Below are 17,578 nucleotides of genomic sequence, written 5' to 3' on the forward strand. Positions count from 1 at the left end.
GATAAGAGAAACAATAAAGCAAAGTACTTAGGCTTTAAACCGCCTGAGTACTTTGTTTCTAAAGAAGCTGCTAAATCTTGGAAAAGAAATAGCTTATACACGGGAATAGTTCAACGGTAGAATAGAGGTCTCCAAAACCTTTGATCAGGGTTCGAATCCTTGTTCCCGTGCAAAAAATTAATTATGGCTAAAGTAGTTCAATTTATTAAAGAATCGTATGAAGAAATGACCCAGAAGGTTACTTGGCCTACATGGGGAGAATTGCAAAATTCTGCAGTGCTGGTTCTGGTAGCTTCGTTTATTATTGCATTGGTTGTCTTTGCAATGGATAAAGGTTCTACTTTTGTTTTAGATACTTTTTATAAATCACTTTCTAATTAATATAGCTAAATGGACGATCAGTTAAAATGGTATGTAGTTAGGGCTGTTAGCGGAAAAGAAAAGAAGGTAAAACAGTATATCGATTCTGAAATTAGCCGTTTAGGTTTTTCTCACCTTGTACCTCAGGTATTAATCCCAATGGAGAAATACTATCAGATGAAGGAGGGGAAAAAAATTGCAAAAGAGCGTAACTTCTATCCCGGATATGTTTTAATTGAAGCAAATTTGGACGGAGAACTGGAACACATTATTAAGAACGTTAATAGTGTGATTGGTTTTTTAGGGGATAAAGGCGGAAACCCGGTACCTATGCGTCAGGCAGAGGTTAACCGTATTTTAGGTAAAGTTGATGAGATGAGCCAGCAAGGTGAAACCATGAACGTTGCTTACTATGTCGGAGAGAATGTAAAAGTAATGGATGGACCATTTAATGGTTTTACCGGCGTGATCGAAGAGGTGAACGAAGAGAAGAAAAAACTAAAAGTTATGGTTAAGATTTTCGGAAGAAAAACTCCATTGGAGCTTAACTATATGCAGGTAGAAAAAGAATAGAATTCAATTCATATAAGATCTTAAATGTTACTTGCTTCCAACATTATAACATTGAGTATTAATATTAACAAAACAGAAAATGGCAAAAGAAGTCAGTGCACTTGTTAAATTACAGATCAAGGGTGGAGCTGCAAATCCATCGCCACCAGTAGGACCTGCTTTAGGTGCTAAGGGGGTGAACATCATGGAGTTTTGCAAACAATTCAATGCTCGTACCCAAGATAAGCCCGGTAAAGTATTACCAGTTGTAATTACTGTTTATGCTGACAAGTCTTTCGAATTTATCATCAAAACCCCTCCGGTTGCTATCCAGTTAAAGGATGCGACTAAATTACAGAGTGGTTCTGCTGAGCCCAACCGTAAGAAAGTTGGTTCGGTGACTTGGGATCAGGTTAAGTCAATTGCTGAAGATAAAATGACTGATTTAAATGCTTTCACTATCGAATCTGCAATGAGTATGGTTGCAGGTACAGCACGCAGTATGGGAATCACCGTTAGCGGTGATGCACCTTGGACAAATTAATTAACAAAAAACAGTTTACAACAGTGGCTAAATTAACAAAAAATCAAAAAAAGGCACATGCTAAACTAGAATCTGGTAAAACGTATTCTTTACAGGATGCGGCTGCTTTGGTAAAAGAGATTACTACAACTAAATTTGATGCATCGGTTGATATCGATGTAGCTTTAGGTGTAGATCCACGTAAAGCCAATCAAATGGTACGTGGTATTGCTACTTTACCACACGGTACAGGTAAAACTGTACGTGTATTAGTTCTTTGTACTCCTGATAAGGAAGAAGAGGCTAAAGCGGCAGGTGCAGATTTTGTAGGTTTAGACGAATATGTAGCCAAGATTGAAGGTGGATGGACTGATGTTGACATTATTATCACTACTCCTGCTTGTATGGCAAAAGTAGGTAAACTGGGCCGCGTTTTAGGTCCACGTAACCTTATGCCAAACCCTAAATCAGGAACTGTTACTAACGAAGTTGGTAAAGCAGTTACTGATGTAAAAGGCGGTAAGATTGATTTTAAAGTTGACAAAAGTGGTATCATTCACGCTTCAGTAGGAAAAGTATCATTCCCAGCAGAAAAAATATATGAAAATGCATTAGAAGTACTTCAGGTAATTTCTAAGCTAAAACCATCTGCTGCAAAAGGAACTTATTTTAAGAGCATTCATGTTTCTTCTACTATGAGTCCTGGAATTGCAATCGAAACTAAATCAGTAGCGGGGATCTAATTATGAACAGAGAAGAAAAACACGAAGTCGTTTCGGCTCTTCAAGCGAAGATGCAGGAATTCGGTAATTTTTATATTGCCGATACATCAAGTCTATCTGTTGAGAAAGTAAACAGTATCCGTCGTAAATGTTTCGAAAGCGGGATCGAAATGCAGGTAGCTAAGAATACTTTAATTCGCAAAGCGATTGAAGGATTAGAAGGCGATGCATCGGAGATCTTTGTTGCCCTTAAAGGTCAGTCAGCATTATTATTCTCTACAGTAGGTAACGGTCCAGCTAAGCTGATCAAAGCCTTGAGAAAAGGATCTGATAAACCTCAACTTAAAGCAGCATATATCGATTCAACGGTATTTATCGGTGACAACCAATTAGATACTTTAGTAAGCTTGAAATCAAGAGAAGAGCTTATCGGAGACATCATTGGTCTATTACAATCACCAGCTAAAAACGTTATTTCGGCGCTTAAGTCAGGTGGCAATACAATTGCAGGAATTGTTAAAACTCTTCAAGAAAGAGAAGGTTAAGGAACACCTTATAAGTTCATATTATAATAAATTATTTTACGTAAATTTTTAAAATCTATAAAAATGGCAGATTTAAAAGCGTTTGCTGAGCAATTGGTAAACTTAACAGTTAAAGAAGTTAACGAATTAGCTCAAATCTTAAAAGACGAGTATGGTATCGAACCAGCTGCTGCTGCAGTTGCTGTTGCAGGTCCTGCTGGTGATGCTGCTCCTGCAGCTGAAGAAAAATCAACTTTTGATGTTATCTTAAAAGAAGCTGGTGGTCAGAAATTAGCAGTTGTTAAATTGGTAAAAGACTTAACTGGTCTAGGTTTGAAAGAAGCTAAAGATCTAGTTGACGGTGCACCAAAAGAATTAAAAGCTGGTGTTGCTAAAGACGAAGCTGAAGCTTTGAAAAAACAATTAGAAGAAGCTGGAGCTGTAGTTGAAATTAAGTAATAACTTAATTTTAATATAACTTTAACCATAGACTCCGACTGTATAGTCGGAGTCTATACCTGTTTATAAACATTTCATCTTGTTTGGTTGGTGAAAAAGTTTAACGGCAAACCAAACAAATAGTTTATTCTTAAACTAAATTAACTTTAGTCCATTGGCAAATAAAGTCGACCAAAGAGTAAATTTTGCACGTAGTAAGCACATCATAGATTACCCGGATTTTCTAGATGTACAGTTGCAATCATTCAGAGAATTTTTTCAGATCGAAACCACTTCAGATAACCGTCACACAGAGGGTCTATTTAAAGTGTTTGCTGAAAACTTCCCAATCACAGATTCTAGAAACATCTTTGTTTTAGAATTCCTAGATTATTTTATTGATCCACCTCGTTATGATATACCTGAGTGTATTGACCGTGGATTAACGTATAGTGTTCCATTAAAAGCGAAGCTGAAACTTTCTTGTAATGATGCAGAACACGAAGATTTTGAAACCATCATTCAAGATGTGTACCTGGGAACCATACCATATATGACTCCAAAAGGTACCTTCGTGATCAACGGTGCAGAGCGCGTAATTGTTTCTCAATTACACAGGTCGCCAGGTGTGTTCTTCGGCCAAAGCCGTCACACAAATGGAACTAAGCTTTATTCTGCCCGTGTGATTCCTTTCAAAGGTTCATGGATCGAGTTTGCTACTGACGTGAATAACGTCATGTATGCGTACATCGACCGTAAGAAAAAATTCCCGGTAACCACTTTATTGCGTGCGATCGGTTATGATTCTGATAAAGACATCCTTGAATTGTTTGATCTTGCTGATGAAGTAAAAGTTAGCAAATCAGGTTTAAAGAAATTCATCGGACGTAAACTTGCGGCAAGGGTATTAAGAAAATGGGTTGAAGATTTTGTGGATGAAGATACCGGTGAGGTAGTTTCCATAGATCGTAACGAAGTGATCTTAGACAGGGATACTGTTTTAGAAGATGACCATATTGATATGATCATTGACGCAGGCGTTAAAACGATCATCTTATCTAAAGATGATGGTGCCAGTCAGGCTGATTATACCATTATCTATAATACTTTACAAAAAGATACTTCAAACTCTGAAAAAGAGGCTGTTGAAAACATCTATCGTGCTTTGCGTAATGCAGAACCACCTGATGAGGAAACTGCAAGAGGTATCATTGAGCGTTTGTTCTTCTCGGATAAACGTTACGACTTGGGAGATGTAGGTAGATACCGCATCAACCGTAAGTTGAAAATGGATACTCCTGATCATGTAAAAGTATTGACAAAAGCAGATATTATTGCGATTGTTAAATATCTGATCAAACTGATCAACTCTAAAGAAGAAGTGGATGATATTGATCACTTGTCGAACCGTCGTGTTCGTACAGTAGGTGAGCAATTGTACGCTCAATTTGGTGTTGGTTTAGCACGTATGGCGCGTACCATTCGTGAGCGTATGAACATTCGTGATAACGAGGTATTTACTCCAACAGATTTAATTAACGCCCGTACTTTATCGTCGGTAATTAACTCTTTCTTTGGAACTAACCAGTTATCGCAGTTCATGGACCAGACTAACCCTCTGGCGGAGATTACGCACAAGCGTCGTCTTTCAGCCTTAGGTCCGGGTGGTCTTTCACGTGAACGTGCCGGTTTCGAGGTGCGTGACGTTCACTATACTCACTACGGTCGTCTTTGTACGATTGAAACTCCTGAGGGACCAAACATTGGTTTGATTTCGTCTCTTTGCGTTCACGCCAAGATCAATAACTTAGGTTTCATTGAAACCCCTTACAAAAAAGTTAAAGACGGTATCGTTCAGGTTGATGAGGAAGTGATTTACCTGTCTGCAGAAGATGAAGACGGTAAAACTATTGCACAGGCGAATGCTGCTTATGATGATCAAGGTAATTTTACCACTACACGTGTTAAAGCACGTTATGAGGGTGACTTCCCGGTTATTGAGCCTGAGAAATTAGACTTAATGGACGTGGCACCTAATCAGATTACGTCGATCGCTGCTTCGTTGATTCCTTTCCTTGAGCATGATGATGCGAACAGGGCCCTGATGGGATCCAACATGCAACGTCAGGCCGTACCATTGTTACGTCCTGAGGCACCAATCGTTGGTACAGGTTTGGAAGGTCGCGTAGCCCGCGATTCAAGAACCCTGATCAATGCTGAAGGTGACGGTGTAGTTGAATATGTAGATGCAAATGAGATCACCATTAAATATGTACGTAACGATTCAGATCGTTTGGTTTCATTCGAAGGTGATAGCAAAACTTATAAATTAATCAAATTCAAGAAAACCAACCAGAACACTTGTATCAACCTGAAACCAATCGTTAAGAGAGGTCAGAAAGTTGTTAAAGGGCAAGTATTATGTGAAGGTTATGCAACTGAAAATGGTGAGCTGGCATTAGGAAGAAACTTAAAAGTTGCCTTCATGCCTTGGCAAGGATATAACTTTGAGGATGCGATCGTAATCAACGAGCGTATTGTTCGTGAAGATATCTTTACTTCATTACACATTGAAGAGTTTGAATTGGAAGTACGCGATACCAAACGTGGAGAAGAGGAATTAACACCGGATATCCCTAACGTTTCTGAGGAAGCTACTAAAGATTTAGATGAAAACGGTATCATCCGTGTTGGTGCTGAGGTTAAAGAAGGAGACATCCTTATTGGTAAGATCACTCCTAAAGGAGAATCTGATCCTTCGCCGGAAGAGAAATTACTACGCGCGATCTTTGGAGATAAAGCAGGTGATGTGAAAGATGCATCCCTGAAAACACCTCCATCTATCAAAGGTGTGGTAATTGATACCAAGTTATTCTCAAGAGCTAAGAAAACTACTAAAGCTGAAGAAAAAGCAGCAATAGAGAAATTAGATAAGAGATACGACCTTGCTACTACTAACCTGAAAAATGAACTGGTAGATAAATTGTTCCAGATTGTAAATGGTAAAACATCTCAGGGTGTATTCAACGTTTATAAGGAGCTGTTATTCCCTAAAGGAGCTAAGTTCACTCAGAAAAGTTTAGCTGATCTGGAATATGCGCACATCAATCCATACAAATGGACTACTGATGATGATAAAAATGACCAGATTAAATTGCTGTTGCACAACTATGGTATTCGTGTGAACGAAGAATTAGGTGCGTACAAACGGGATAAATTCGCCATCAGTGTTGGTGATGAGTTGCCTTCAGGTATTGTACAGATGGCAAAGGTTTATGTAGCTAAAAAACGTAAATTAAAAGTAGGTGATAAGATGGCTGGTCGTCACGGTAATAAGGGTATTGTAGCCCGTATCGTTCGTGATGAAGATATGCCATTCTTAGAAGATGGAACACCTGTTGATATCGTGTTGAACCCACTGGGTGTACCTTCACGTATGAACTTGGGTCAGATCTACGAAACTGTATTGGCATGGGCCGGTAAAGAACTGGGTGTGAAATTCGCAACTCCGATCTTTGATGGTGCTAAACATGACGAGGTAGAAGAGTGGATTGCTAAAGCCGGTGTACCAGCTTCAGGAAGAACTTATTTACATAATGGTTTAACGGGTGAGAAATTTGACCAGCCAACAACAGTAGGTATTATCTACATGTTGAAATTAGGACACATGGTTGATGATAAGATGCACGCCCGTTCAATCGGACCATACTCATTGATTACACAACAACCATTGGGTGGTAAAGCTCAATTCGGGGGTCAGCGTTTTGGTGAGATGGAGGTTTGGGCATTAGAGGCATTCGGTGCCGCTAATATCCTGCAGGAGATCTTAACTGTTAAGTCAGATGATGTGATCGGTAGGGCCAAAACTTATGAGGCGATTGTAAAAGGCGAAAACCTTCCTACGCCGGGTGTACCAGAATCGTTTAACGTATTGGTACATGAGTTACGTGGATTAGGTCTAGATATTACGTTAGACTAATGTTGAAAGTTATTTTGCCGGGATGCCGTTAAGGCTTCGTCTGAAAAGCATCCCGGCTTTTTAAATTTTTCAACTTTCAAACAAAAGAGCTATGTCTTACAAAAAGGATAATAAATTAAAAAGCAATTTCACCTCGATCACCATTAGTTTGGCATCGCCGGAGGCTATTTTAGAGCGCTCTAGTGGTGAGGTGTTAAAACCTGAGACTATCAATTACCGTACTTACAAACCTGAGCGTGACGGTTTGTTCTGCGAGCGTATTTTTGGTCCGGTAAAAGATTACGAATGTCATTGCGGTAAATATAAACGTATCCGTTATAAAGGTATCGTTTGTGACCGTTGTGGTGTTGAGGTAACGGAAAAGAAAGTACGTAGAGAGCGTATGGGACACATCAATTTGGTGGTTCCTGTTGCGCATATCTGGTATTTCCGCTCCCTGCCAAATAAAATTGGATACCTGTTAGGATTGCCTACAAAGAGATTAGACCTGATCATTTACTACGAGCGTTATGTAGTAATTCAGCCTGGTTTTATGGCAGAAGAAGGTATTCAATATATGGATTTCTTAACTGAAGAGGAATATCTTGATATTCTTGATAAGTTGCCTAAAGAAAACCAATATTTAGACGATAAAGACCCTAATAAATTCATCGCCAAAATGGGTGCTGAAGCGTTAGAAGATTTATTGAAACGTATTGATTTAGATACTTTATCCTATAACTTACGTCACCAGGCTGCAAACGAAACTTCTCAGCAACGTAAAAACGAAGCTTTGAAACGTTTACAGGTAGTGGAAGCTTTCCGTGGTGCAAGAACCCGTATTGAGAATAACCCAGAGTGGATGATCATCAAGATCGTTCCTGTTATTCCACCGGAATTGCGTCCGTTGGTTCCATTGGAAGGTGGTCGTTTTGCGACTTCAGATCTAAACGATTTGTATCGTCGTGTGATTATCCGTAACAACCGTTTGAAACGTTTGATCGAGATCAAAGCGCCGGAAGTAATCTTACGTAACGAAAAACGTATGTTGCAGGAAGCGGTAGATTCGTTATTCGATAACTCACGTAAAGTAAATGCAGTTAAAACTGAAGGTAACCGTGCTTTGAAATCTCTTTCAGACATCCTGAAAGGTAAACAAGGTCGTTTCCGTCAGAACTTATTGGGTAAACGTGTGGATTATTCTGCCCGTTCGGTAATTGTTGTAGGTCCTAACCTTAAATTACATGAATGCGGTTTACCTAAAGATATGGCTGCTGAGCTATTCAAACCGTTTATCATCCGTAAGATGATTGAAAGGGGTATCGTTAAAACAGTAAAATCTGCAAAGAAAATTGTAGACAGAAAAGACCCATTAGTTTGGGATATTCTGGAGAATGTTTTGAAAGGACACCCTGTATTACTGAATCGTGCGCCTACATTACACAGATTGGGTATCCAGTCGTTCCAGCCTAAGTTGGTAGAAGGTAAAGCAATTCAGTTACACCCATTAGTATGTACCGCATTTAACGCGGATTTTGACGGTGACCAGATGGCAGTACATTTACCATTAGGGCACGCCGCAATCTTAGAAGCTCAGGTATTAATGCTTGCAGCACACAACATTCTAAACCCTGCGAACGGAACTCCGATTACTGTACCTTCACAGGATATGGTTTTGGGTCTTTACTATATTACTAAAGGCCGTAGAACGGATGCACAACGTGTAGTTAAAGGTCAGGATTTTGCTTTCTATTCTCCTGAAGAGGTGATCATTGCGTACAATGAGAAACAAATCGATCTTCATGCATTTATCAAAGTTAAGGTAAACGTAAAATTAGAAGATGGATCGATCGTAAATAAATTGATCGAAACTACTGTAGGCCGTGTACTATTTAATCAAATGGTTCCGGAAGAAGTAGGATACATCAACGAACTGCTGACTAAAAAATCTCTTAGAGATATCATTGGTCATGTGGTAAAAATTACCGGAATGGCCCGTGCATCAAGATTCCTTGATGATATTAAAGAGCTAGGTTTCCAAATGGCATTCAGAGGAGGTTTATCATTTAATTTACAAGATGTAAACATTCCTGTGGAGAAACATGCTTTATTAGAGCAGGCTTCTGCCGAGGTTGATGAGGTAAGGAATAACTATAACATGGGATTCATTACCAACAACGAGCGTTACAACCAAATTATCGATATCTGGACTCGTATCAATAACCGTTTAACATCATTCGTGATGACTCAGTTATCAAGCGATAACCAAGGTTTCAACTCTGTTTACATGATGTTGGACTCTGGAGCCCGTGGTTCGAAAGAGCAGATTCGTCAGTTATGCGGTATGCGTGGTTTGATGGCTAAGCCTCAGAAATCAGGTTCAGGTGGTGAGATTATCGAAAACCCGATTCTTTCGAACTTTAAAGAAGGATTGTCGGTATTAGAATACTTTATCTCTACCCACGGTGCGCGTAAAGGTTTGGCGGATACGGCGTTAAAAACAGCTGATGCGGGTTACTTAACACGTCGTTTACATGATGTGGCCCAGGATATGATCGTTAATGCGGAAGATTGTGGTACTTTAAGAGGTATGTACACTACTGCATTGAAAGATAATGAAGACATCGTTGAGCCGTTATACGACAGGTTATTAGGCCGTATCTCTCTACATGATGTATTCAATCCTTTGGATGGCAAATTGTTAGTAGCTGCTGGTCAGGATATCGATGAAGATATTGCTAAAGCAATTGAAGAGTCTCCATTAGAAGGCGTTGAAATTCGTTCGGTATTAACCTGCGAAAACAAACGTGGTGTTTGTGCACTATGCTACGGACGTAACTTAGCTACTGGTAAACGTGTTCAGAAAGGTGAAGCTGTCGGTGTAATTGCTGCACAGTCTATCGGAGAGCCGGGTACACAGTTAACGCTACGTACGTTCCACGTTGGGGGTACTGCATCGAACATCGCTGCTGAGTCTCAGTTGACTGCTAAATTTGACGGTATCATTGAATTTGAAAATGTTCGTACAGTAGAGAACGATACTGAAGAAGGTGTAAAACAAATTGTTTTAGGCCGTTCAGGAGAGTTCAAAATTGTTGAGCCTGGTACAAATAAAGTGATCATGACCAATAACATTCCTTATGGTTCATTCTTATATGTTGAGGATGGAGCTAAAATCACTAAAGGTGACAGGATTTGTTCATGGGATCCATATAATGCGGTAATTATCTCAGAGTTTGCCGGTAAAATTGAATTTGACGCAATCGTAGAGGGGGTAACCTATCGCGAAGAGTCGGATGAGCAAACCGGTCACCGTGAGAAAGTAATTATCGATACACGTGATAAAACTAAAAACCCTTCTGTACGGGTTGTGGATAAAAAAGGTGAATTGATCAGAGGATACAACATCCCTGTAGGTGCCCACATCGCAATTGATGAAGGTGATGCAGTTAAAACTGGTCAGATCCTGGTTAAGATTCCTCGTGCAACTGGTAAAACAAGAGATATCACGGGTGGTTTACCACGTGTAACGGAGCTTTTCGAAGCACGTAACCCTTCAAACCCTGCTGTAGTAACAGAGATTGATGGTGTGGTAACTTTAGGTGGCGTTAAACGTGGTAACCGTGAGATGACTATCGAATCTAAAGACGGAGAAGTTAAAAAATACCTTGTTCCATTGTCTAAACACATCCTTGTTCAGGATAATGACTTTGTGAAAGCTGGTATGCCGTTATCTGATGGTTCTATCTCTCCTGCGGATATCTTAGCGATTAAAGGCCCTGCGGCCGTACAAGAATACTTAGTGAATGGTATCCAGGAGGTTTATCGTTTACAAGGTGTGAAAATCAATGATAAACACTTTGAGGTAATTGTACACCAGATGATGCAGAAAGTTCATATTGAAGATCCGGGAGATACCACTTTCTTAGAGAATAACTCTGCAGATCGTTGGGACTTCATGATCGAGAATGACGAGATCTATGACAAAAAAGTTGTAGTTGACGCTGGTGATTCTAACACGGTGAAACCTGGACAAATTGTTTCTCTACGTAAATTAAGAGACGAAAATTCTCAATTGAAACGTAAAGATCTGAAACAAATTGAAGTTCGTGATGCAAGACCTGCAACTGCGAGTTCAATGTTACAGGGTATTACACGTGCTTCATTAGGAACAAAATCGTTCATCTCTGCAGCATCGTTCCAGGAAACTACAAAAGTGTTAAACGAAGCCGCTATTGCTGGTAAACGTGATAACATGCTTGGATTAAAAGAAAACGTAATTGTTGGACACTTAATCCCTTCAGGTACAGGTGTACGTGGATACGAGCGTATCATTGTAGGTTCTCAGGAAGAATATGATAAATTATTAGCTTCGAAACAAGAAGAAGTAGATGCTTAATATTTAAATATCTTTTGAAAAGTCCCCCTTCTGTTAAAGTCGGGGGACTTTTTTATGCGCTAAGGTTTGGAAAATAATCTTTCATCTGCTACCTCTGTAAAGATTAAAAAAGTAGTTTTGTGTTATGGAAGAACAGCACAACGATAACCAATTAAATATTGAACTTTCTGAAGAAGTTGCAGAAGGAATCTTTTCAAACCTAGCGATCATTACTCATTCCAACACGGAATTTGTACTGGACTTCATCAGAGTGATGCCTGGAGTCCCTAAAGCCAGGGTAAAATCCAGGATTATTCTGACACCGGAGCATGCTAAAAGGTTGATGATCGCGATGCAGGATAACATTGAAAAATATGAAGCCGCACATGGCAGAATTAAAACGCAGGAAGAGCCTCCGGGTTTTCCGATGAACTTTGGCGGGCCAACGGCACAGGCCTAAGCGTTTATAATACGGTTGATATGAAGGATGACAGCCTCGGATGCATTGGGTTCAAACCAGGTGGTGCTGTCGTCTCTTCTAAACCAGGTGAGCTGCCGTTTTGCAAAACGACGTGTATTCTGTTTGATTTTGTCTACCGCAGTTTCCAGCGTCAGGTTACCATCCATGTAATCGAATAATTCCGAATAACCTACTGTATTCAGGGCATTGTATTTACGATAGGACTGAAGTCCTTTTACTTCGTCAAGAAGACCCGCTGCCATCATTTTATCTACCCTAAGGTTAATTTGCTTATACAAGGCCGAACGGTCCATATTTAAGCCTATTTTGATCATGTTGAAAGGTCGTTGTTTTTTGCTGTTGGTTTGATAGGAAGAGAGCTTTTCGCCCGTAGAGAGGAAAAATTCCAGCCCTCTGACCATACGTTGGGGATTGGCCTGATCTACTTTTTCATAATATTCAGGATCGTGTATTTTTAACCGCTGTTTAATGGATTCGATACCATCCCGCTCCAGCTCCTGTTTCAGCTGCTCACGAATAATGAGGTCAGTATCAGGAAGGTCGTCCAGACCATTACATACGGCATCAATATATAAACCGGATCCACCGACCATAATCAGCAGATCCTGTTTTTTAAAAAGCTCCTCCATGAGCTGAAGGGCCTGTATTTCAAAGTCGCCGGTACTGAACAATGTTTCAATACTGTGGGAATCAATAAAATGATGTGGTGCCGCTGCCAATTCTTCCGGAGAAGGTTTTGCAGTTCCTATTTCCATCTCCTTAAAGAACTGACGGGAGTCTGCCGAAATAATTTCTGTAGAAAAATGCCTGGCCAGTTCAATGGCCAGTGACGTCTTTCCTATTCCGGTAGGGCCGACGATTACAATCAGGGTTTTATCCAATGCCATATCCGGGCATTAATAATCTTCCTTACTGCCGTACTCTTCGTCTTCGTAGCTATCGTCATTTCCGAATTCATCCGAATCGTCAGCATCCTCTTCTGCATCGTCGTCAATTGTCTTTTCCTCCGTATTGATCCCTCTTCCTCCCATTGCTTCCAGTTCTTCTGTATCTTCAGGGACAAAATCCATTTCATTCAGAAAGTCAAATTCACTTGATTCCTGGTTTGAGGATACCGCTACCGCATTAAAATTATCTTTGTCGATGATTTTCGGAGCTTCTCCGGTACTTTTAACCAATACAGGATATTCGAGGTTAGGATCAGTTTCCAAAATGATCTTGATCAATTCTACGTGAAAGTCGAAAGGACGGTCAAAATTGTAGATATAGTAAAATTTCTGATGTGGATCTTCAATAAAACTGCTCAGTTTGGCTTTTTCCATTAAGGTAACCCCCCTGTCTGTTTTCCGTTGGGTAGGCAGGTAAGCAATCTCATCTCCTTTAATCCAATGGTCCGTACTTACATAAAAGGAAGAAGATTTTTCAGCAGAATATCCTGTTGAGCGATGTACTGCACGATGTAAATCTTCAAATGTTTGGTTTGATTTTATATCGATTTCTCTGATTACTTCATCAAAATCTTCAAAACTTATTCTAAATCTATAAATTGCCATCTGAGCTTTTTTTCTAGCTATAAAATTAAAAAATATTATCTATAATTTGTGTTAATGCACTGCGGGTGTATCAGCGCTTTACAGGAAGAAGGTCAAATTCTTTGGCTTTTTCCAGCATAAATTGTAAAGCTTCCTCGTAGGTGTTTTTTATTTCGCCTTCCAGAATTGCTTCTCGGATCGCATTTTTGATCAGTCCAACTTCTTTACCAGCAGTTAATCCGAAAATTTCCATGATGTCATTGCCGGTAATCGGAGGTTGCCAGTTTCTGATTTTATCACGTTCCTCTACATCTTTGAGTTTCTGTTTAACCAGTTCAAAGTTATTGCGGTATTTTTTTACTTTATATTCGTTTTTGGTAGTTACATCGGCATTGCAAAGCATCATCAGGCTTTCAATATCTTCTCCTGCATCAAACAGCAATCTTCTTACCGCAGAATCAGTAACTACCTCCTGAGCCAGAACGATCGGACGAAGGTGTAGTTGTACCAGCTTTTGCACGAGTTTCATTTTTTCGTTCAGGGGAAGCTTTAACTGATTAAATATCTGAGGTACCATGCGTGCGCCCTTGTCTTCATGGCCATGGAAAGTCCAGCCATGTCCTTCTTCAAAACGTTTGGTTGCCGGTTTGGCAATGTCATGAAGAATCGCTGCCCAGCGGAGCCAAAGATCATCTGTATCCTGACAAATATTGTCCAATACTTGTAAAGTATGATAAAAATTGTCTTTATGACCTTTCCCGTTAATGAATTCCACCCCATATAGGTTGGCCATTTGTGGAAAAATGAGGTGCAACAGACCGGTATCAAATAAATATTTAAAACCTATGGAAGGTGTTTTTGAAAGAATGATTTTGTTGAGCTCATCAGTGATCCGTTCTTTGGATACAATTGAAATCCTTTCTTTCTGTTTTTTTATGGCATTAATCGCACGCTCGTCAATGCTGAAATTTAGTTGAGTGGCGAAACGAATGGCCCTCATCATCCTCAAAGGGTCATCTGAAAAAGTGATTTCAGGATCAAGAGGCGTTTTGATGAGTTTATTTTCAAGGTCAGTAGTGCCGCCAAAAGGGTCCACCAGCTGCCCGTAATTTTCTTTGTTCAGGGAGATAGCCAAAGCATTGATGGTAAAATCCCTTCTCAGCTGGTCATCCTGGATCGTCCCGTTTTCCACAATTGGTTTACGGGAATCCGCACGATAAGATTCTTTTCTTGCGCCTACGAATTCAATCTCCAGGTCCTTGGTTTTTAACATTGCGGTACCGAAATTTTTAAATACCGCGACCTTGGTCTTTAGGGCTTTACCCGCCAGCTCGGCAAAGTCAATGCCATTTCCCAACACGACAATATCAATGTCTTTGGAAGGTCTTTCTAAGAAAATATCGCGCACATATCCACCTATCACGTATGCTTCAATCTGATGGGTTTGAGCAATATCGGCAAGGACTTTAAATACTGACTGTTGTAAATGTTTTTCCATTAATGAGTTACAAAAGTAATAAAACTTACTTTCTAATAAAGGAAAATTGCCCTCCCGGCGCTAATTTCATTATGGTAGAAGGTTTTTTAGGGCTTTGAAGCTCTTGCTCCCAATCGACTATATAGTCTACGGCTGCCCTAATTTCTTCATCAATCTCATCAAATATCAGGGGAGAAGGGGAACCTGATTTATTTGCAGAAGTAGAGGTAATGGGTTTTCTGAAGCGTTGAATCAGTTGCTGACAGAAATCATGTTTCACTACCCTGATACCTACACTTCCATCTTCATTGATCACATTCTTTGCCAGGTTTTTTGCACCTGAGAAGATAATGGTCAAAGGGTTTTCTGCATACTCGATCAGGTCGTAGGCAACATCAGGGATTTCAGTGACATAGCTTTGCAGTTTAGCGTCATTATCCAGTAGGATGATGAAACTTTTATCTGCCGTACGCTCTTTAATTGCAATTATTTTAGCTACGGCGGCTTCATTTGTGGCATCGCAGCCTAATCCCCAAACAGTATCTGTAGGATAAAGGATAACCCCTCCATCTTTTAAAACGTTAAGGGCTTTTTCAATTTCTGTTCTAAGCATAAAATTGTTATTTCTGGTGAGTGGAAAGCACCTGGTTGTAAACATTCATCAGGTCCTGAGTGATGACTTTGGTATTAAATTTTTGAACGTATTCCAATCCTTTTATTTTCATCTTTTCTGCAAGGGCAGGAGTATTGAGGACCGTGTTAATGCCGGATGCTAAAGCGGTATGGTCAAGCGGGGAGACATAGAGACTATCTTCTCCACCAGCTTCCTCCAGACAGGAGCCTGTTGCAGCAATGACTGGAATGCCCGAGTAAAGTGCTTCAATAATTGGGATTCCGAAGCCTTCATAGAGCGAAGGATAAACGAATGCATCAGCCATCTGGTAGATTGAAGGAAGCTCATCAAAGGGTACATTCTGCAGAAAGAGCACCCTGTCTTTCAGTCCGAGGCGTTCTATTTCCTGGTATACCAGGTCTGCATAAGGTGTTCTTTTTCCTACCACAACGAGCTGGTAATCCGGATGAACCTGCGGTAATGCTTTAATCAGTGTCAGCAGGTTTTTTCGGGTTTCTACTGTTCCTACGTTCAGAATGTATCTGGAGGGTAAATGGTTTTTAATCCGTACCCCTTGTTTGGTCTCTTCAGATGCCGGCGACTTAAAGCTATCATCGCAGCTTTGGTAAATGACTTCGATTTTATTGGGATCGGTATGAAAAAACTCGATGATATCTCTTTTTGTACACTCACTGATGGCAATTATTTTATCGGCATGTTTGCAGGAATACTTCGCTTTCAGCCGATAAATGAAACGGTCAATCCTTCCAAAATAATGTGGAAACTTTAAAAAGATAAGGTCGTGAATGGTTACGATACTAGGAATCCCGGAATTTTGAATTCCCAATGGGACCTCATGACTTAAGCCATGAAAGAGGTCGATATTCTCTTTTATCAGCTGCTTTTTTATTCCGGAAGTCCTCCAGAACAGTCCGGGTTGATCAGGGAGCCTGGACCGGATACCCCTGGCATTCAAAAAATGCCTGATTTGCGGGTGTTCTTTTACTTTTTGGCTATATACAAAATATTGGTTTTGAGGGAAAAATTCAGCGAGCTGGGCAATTAATGATCTGCTGTAATTTCCCAGTCCTGTTAAGTTGTTTGTTGCTCTTTTTCCGTCAAAACCAATCTTCATTATATTATACAGCTACATTGTTTTCTCTTAATGCATCATTAAGGGAAGTCTTTTTGTCTGTAGATTCTTTACGTTTACCAATGATCAATGCACATGGAACCTGGAATTCTCCGGCAGGGAATTTTTTTGCATAGCTACCTGGGATTACTACCGAGCGTGCAGGAACGATTCCTTTATACTCTACCGGGCTGCTTCCGGTCACATCAATAATTTTTGTAGATGCGGTTAAGACCACGTTAGCTCCAAGAACAGCTTCTTTTTCTACGCGTACGCCTTCTACCACGATTGCTCTTGAACCAAGGAAACAATTGTCTTCAATGATTACCGGAGCGGCTTGAATTGGCTCTAAAACACCACCAATACCCACACCTCCACTTAAATGAACATGTTTTCCGATCTGTGCACATGAACCTACAGTTGCCCAGGTATCTACCATTGTACCTTCGTCTACATAGGCACCAATATTTACATAAGAAGGCATCATAATTACACCTTTAGCTAAATAAGCGCCATAACGTGCAATACCATGAGGAACTACCCTCACACCTAATTCTTTATAGTTGGTTTTCAGTTTCATTTTATCATGAAATACGAAAGGGCCAACTTCAATTTCTTTCATTTCTCTGATTGGAAAATAAAGGATTACTGCCTTTTTGATCCATTCGTTCACACCCCATGAGTTAAGTATTGGTTCTGCAACACGCATTTCACCTTTATCTAACTGCATAATCACCGTTTCTATTGCTTCGCAATATTCACTATATTCTAATAAAGTTCTGTCTTCCCAAGCGGCTTCTACTAACTTTTTTAATTCTGCTATCATGTTGTAATTTATTTTTTGACAAAATAAATCAATTTTATGTATAGACCATTGTTTTCTATAAT

General features: G+C 39.9%; 15 protein-coding genes and 1 tRNA gene. 10 read left to right on the plus strand and 6 right to left on the minus strand.

The features are described from left to right. The first annotated feature begins 99 nt into the window (after positions 1-99). The 10 genes from BFS30_RS13730 (at position 100) to BFS30_RS13775 (ending at position 11,915) form a co-directional block, all read left to right on the plus strand. Positions 100-170, plus strand: a tRNA-Trp gene (locus BFS30_RS13730). 13 nt (positions 171-183) lie between these two features. Then, complete coding sequence (secE, locus tag BFS30_RS13735) at positions 184-381, plus strand: preprotein translocase subunit SecE (RefSeq protein WP_062550292.1); 198 nt, start codon at positions 184-186, stop codon at positions 379-381. A 9-nt stretch (positions 382-390) separates the two neighbouring features. After that, positions 391-933 (plus strand): transcription termination/antitermination protein NusG, encoded by a 543-nt coding sequence (nusG, locus tag BFS30_RS13740; RefSeq protein WP_069379804.1) that lies wholly within the window; start codon positions 391-393, stop codon positions 931-933. Between the two features lie 79 nt (positions 934-1,012). Then, positions 1,013-1,456, plus strand: a complete 444-nt coding sequence (rplK, locus tag BFS30_RS13745; RefSeq protein WP_008243137.1) for a 50S ribosomal protein L11 — start codon at positions 1,013-1,015, stop codon at positions 1,454-1,456. Positions 1,457-1,479: 23 nt separating this feature from the next. After that, entirely contained in the window at positions 1,480-2,178 is a 699-nt protein-coding gene (gene rplA, locus BFS30_RS13750) for a 50S ribosomal protein L1 (RefSeq protein WP_069382436.1), read from the plus strand. Positions 2,179-2,180: 2 nt separating this feature from the next. Then, on the plus strand, positions 2,181-2,702 hold the full coding sequence (gene rplJ / locus BFS30_RS13755; RefSeq protein ID WP_069379805.1) for a 50S ribosomal protein L10: 522 nt from the start codon (positions 2,181-2,183) through the stop codon (positions 2,700-2,702). A 63-nt stretch (positions 2,703-2,765) separates the two neighbouring features. Continuing rightward, entirely contained in the window at positions 2,766-3,140 is a 375-nt protein-coding gene (gene rplL / locus BFS30_RS13760) for a 50S ribosomal protein L7/L12 (protein WP_008243131.1), read from the plus strand. Between the two features lie 154 nt (positions 3,141-3,294). After that, positions 3,295-7,098 (plus strand): DNA-directed RNA polymerase subunit beta, encoded by a 3,804-nt coding sequence (gene rpoB, locus BFS30_RS13765; protein ID WP_069379806.1) that lies wholly within the window; start codon positions 3,295-3,297, stop codon positions 7,096-7,098. A gap of 91 nt (positions 7,099-7,189) precedes the next feature. Further along, positions 7,190-11,476, plus strand: coding sequence for a DNA-directed RNA polymerase subunit beta' (gene rpoC / locus BFS30_RS13770; RefSeq protein ID WP_069379807.1), 4,287 nt, complete (start codon positions 7,190-7,192; stop codon positions 11,474-11,476). Between the two features lie 124 nt (positions 11,477-11,600). After that, positions 11,601-11,915 (plus strand): DUF3467 domain-containing protein, encoded by a 315-nt coding sequence (locus tag BFS30_RS13775; RefSeq protein ID WP_069379808.1) that lies wholly within the window; start codon positions 11,601-11,603, stop codon positions 11,913-11,915. On the opposite strand, the gene miaA is transcribed toward BFS30_RS13775, so the two are convergent. From miaA to BFS30_RS13805, 6 genes are all read right to left on the minus strand, one after another. Continuing rightward, the gene (gene miaA / locus BFS30_RS13780) at positions 11,912-12,823 is read right to left on the minus strand and encodes a tRNA (adenosine(37)-N6)-dimethylallyltransferase MiaA (protein ID WP_069379809.1); all 912 of its coding nucleotides are present in this window, start codon (positions 12,821-12,823) and stop codon (positions 11,912-11,914) included. The two genes, BFS30_RS13775 and miaA, sit on opposite strands and share 4 nt — an antisense overlap. A gap of 9 nt (positions 12,824-12,832) precedes the next feature. Next, positions 12,833-13,489, minus strand: a complete 657-nt coding sequence (locus tag BFS30_RS13785) for an IS1096 element passenger TnpR family protein (RefSeq protein WP_069379810.1) — start codon at positions 13,487-13,489, stop codon at positions 12,833-12,835. Positions 13,490-13,559: 70 nt separating this feature from the next. Further along, positions 13,560-14,966 carry a CCA tRNA nucleotidyltransferase gene (locus tag BFS30_RS13790; RefSeq protein ID WP_069379811.1) on the minus strand — a complete coding sequence of 469 codons (1,407 nt, stop codon included), beginning with the start codon at positions 14,964-14,966 and terminating at the stop codon, positions 13,560-13,562. A gap of 25 nt (positions 14,967-14,991) precedes the next feature. Next, on the minus strand, positions 14,992-15,558 hold the full coding sequence (locus tag BFS30_RS13795; RefSeq protein WP_069382437.1) for an L-threonylcarbamoyladenylate synthase: 567 nt from the start codon (positions 15,556-15,558) through the stop codon (positions 14,992-14,994). Between the two features lie 7 nt (positions 15,559-15,565). Next, a complete protein-coding gene (locus BFS30_RS13800) occupies positions 15,566-16,693 on the minus strand; it encodes a glycosyltransferase family 4 protein (RefSeq protein WP_069379812.1) in 1,128 nt (375 codons plus the stop codon). A 4-nt stretch (positions 16,694-16,697) separates the two neighbouring features. Then, positions 16,698-17,516 carry a 2,3,4,5-tetrahydropyridine-2,6-dicarboxylate N-succinyltransferase gene (locus BFS30_RS13805; protein WP_069379813.1) on the minus strand — a complete coding sequence of 273 codons (819 nt, stop codon included), beginning with the start codon at positions 17,514-17,516 and terminating at the stop codon, positions 16,698-16,700. Between the last annotated feature and the right edge of the window lie 62 nt (positions 17,517-17,578).

This window comes from Pedobacter steynii, assembly GCF_001721645.1.
GTDB lineage: Bacteria > Bacteroidota > Bacteroidia > Sphingobacteriales > Sphingobacteriaceae > Pedobacter > Pedobacter steynii_A.

Excerpts from the sequence above, each read along its gene's own strand:
- rplL (WP_008243131.1), top strand. The coding sequence starts at position 2,766 with ATGGCAGATTTAAAAGCGTTTGCTGAGCAATTGGTAAACTTAACAGTT.
- rplK (WP_008243137.1), top strand. The coding sequence starts at position 1,013 with ATGGCAAAAGAAGTCAGTGCACTTGTTAAATTACAGATCAAGGGTGGA.
- BFS30_RS13800 (WP_069379812.1), bottom strand. The coding sequence starts at position 16,693 with ATGAAGATTGGTTTTGACGGAAAAAGAGCAACAAACAACTTAACAGGA.
- BFS30_RS13805 (WP_069379813.1), bottom strand. The coding sequence starts at position 17,516 with ATGATAGCAGAATTAAAAAAGTTAGTAGAAGCCGCTTGGGAAGACAGA.
- BFS30_RS13785 (WP_069379810.1), bottom strand. The coding sequence starts at position 13,489 with ATGGCAATTTATAGATTTAGAATAAGTTTTGAAGATTTTGATGAAGTA.
- rpoC (WP_069379807.1), top strand. The coding sequence starts at position 7,190 with ATGTCTTACAAAAAGGATAATAAATTAAAAAGCAATTTCACCTCGATC.
- BFS30_RS13795 (WP_069382437.1), bottom strand. The coding sequence starts at position 15,558 with ATGCTTAGAACAGAAATTGAAAAAGCCCTTAACGTTTTAAAAGATGGA.
- miaA (WP_069379809.1), bottom strand. The coding sequence starts at position 12,823 with ATGGCATTGGATAAAACCCTGATTGTAATCGTCGGCCCTACCGGAATA.
- secE (WP_062550292.1), top strand. The coding sequence starts at position 184 with ATGGCTAAAGTAGTTCAATTTATTAAAGAATCGTATGAAGAAATGACC.
- rplJ (WP_069379805.1), top strand. The coding sequence starts at position 2,181 with ATGAACAGAGAAGAAAAACACGAAGTCGTTTCGGCTCTTCAAGCGAAG.
- nusG (WP_069379804.1), top strand. The coding sequence starts at position 391 with ATGGACGATCAGTTAAAATGGTATGTAGTTAGGGCTGTTAGCGGAAAA.
- BFS30_RS13775 (WP_069379808.1), top strand. The coding sequence starts at position 11,601 with ATGGAAGAACAGCACAACGATAACCAATTAAATATTGAACTTTCTGAA.
- BFS30_RS13790 (WP_069379811.1), bottom strand. The coding sequence starts at position 14,966 with ATGGAAAAACATTTACAACAGTCAGTATTTAAAGTCCTTGCCGATATT.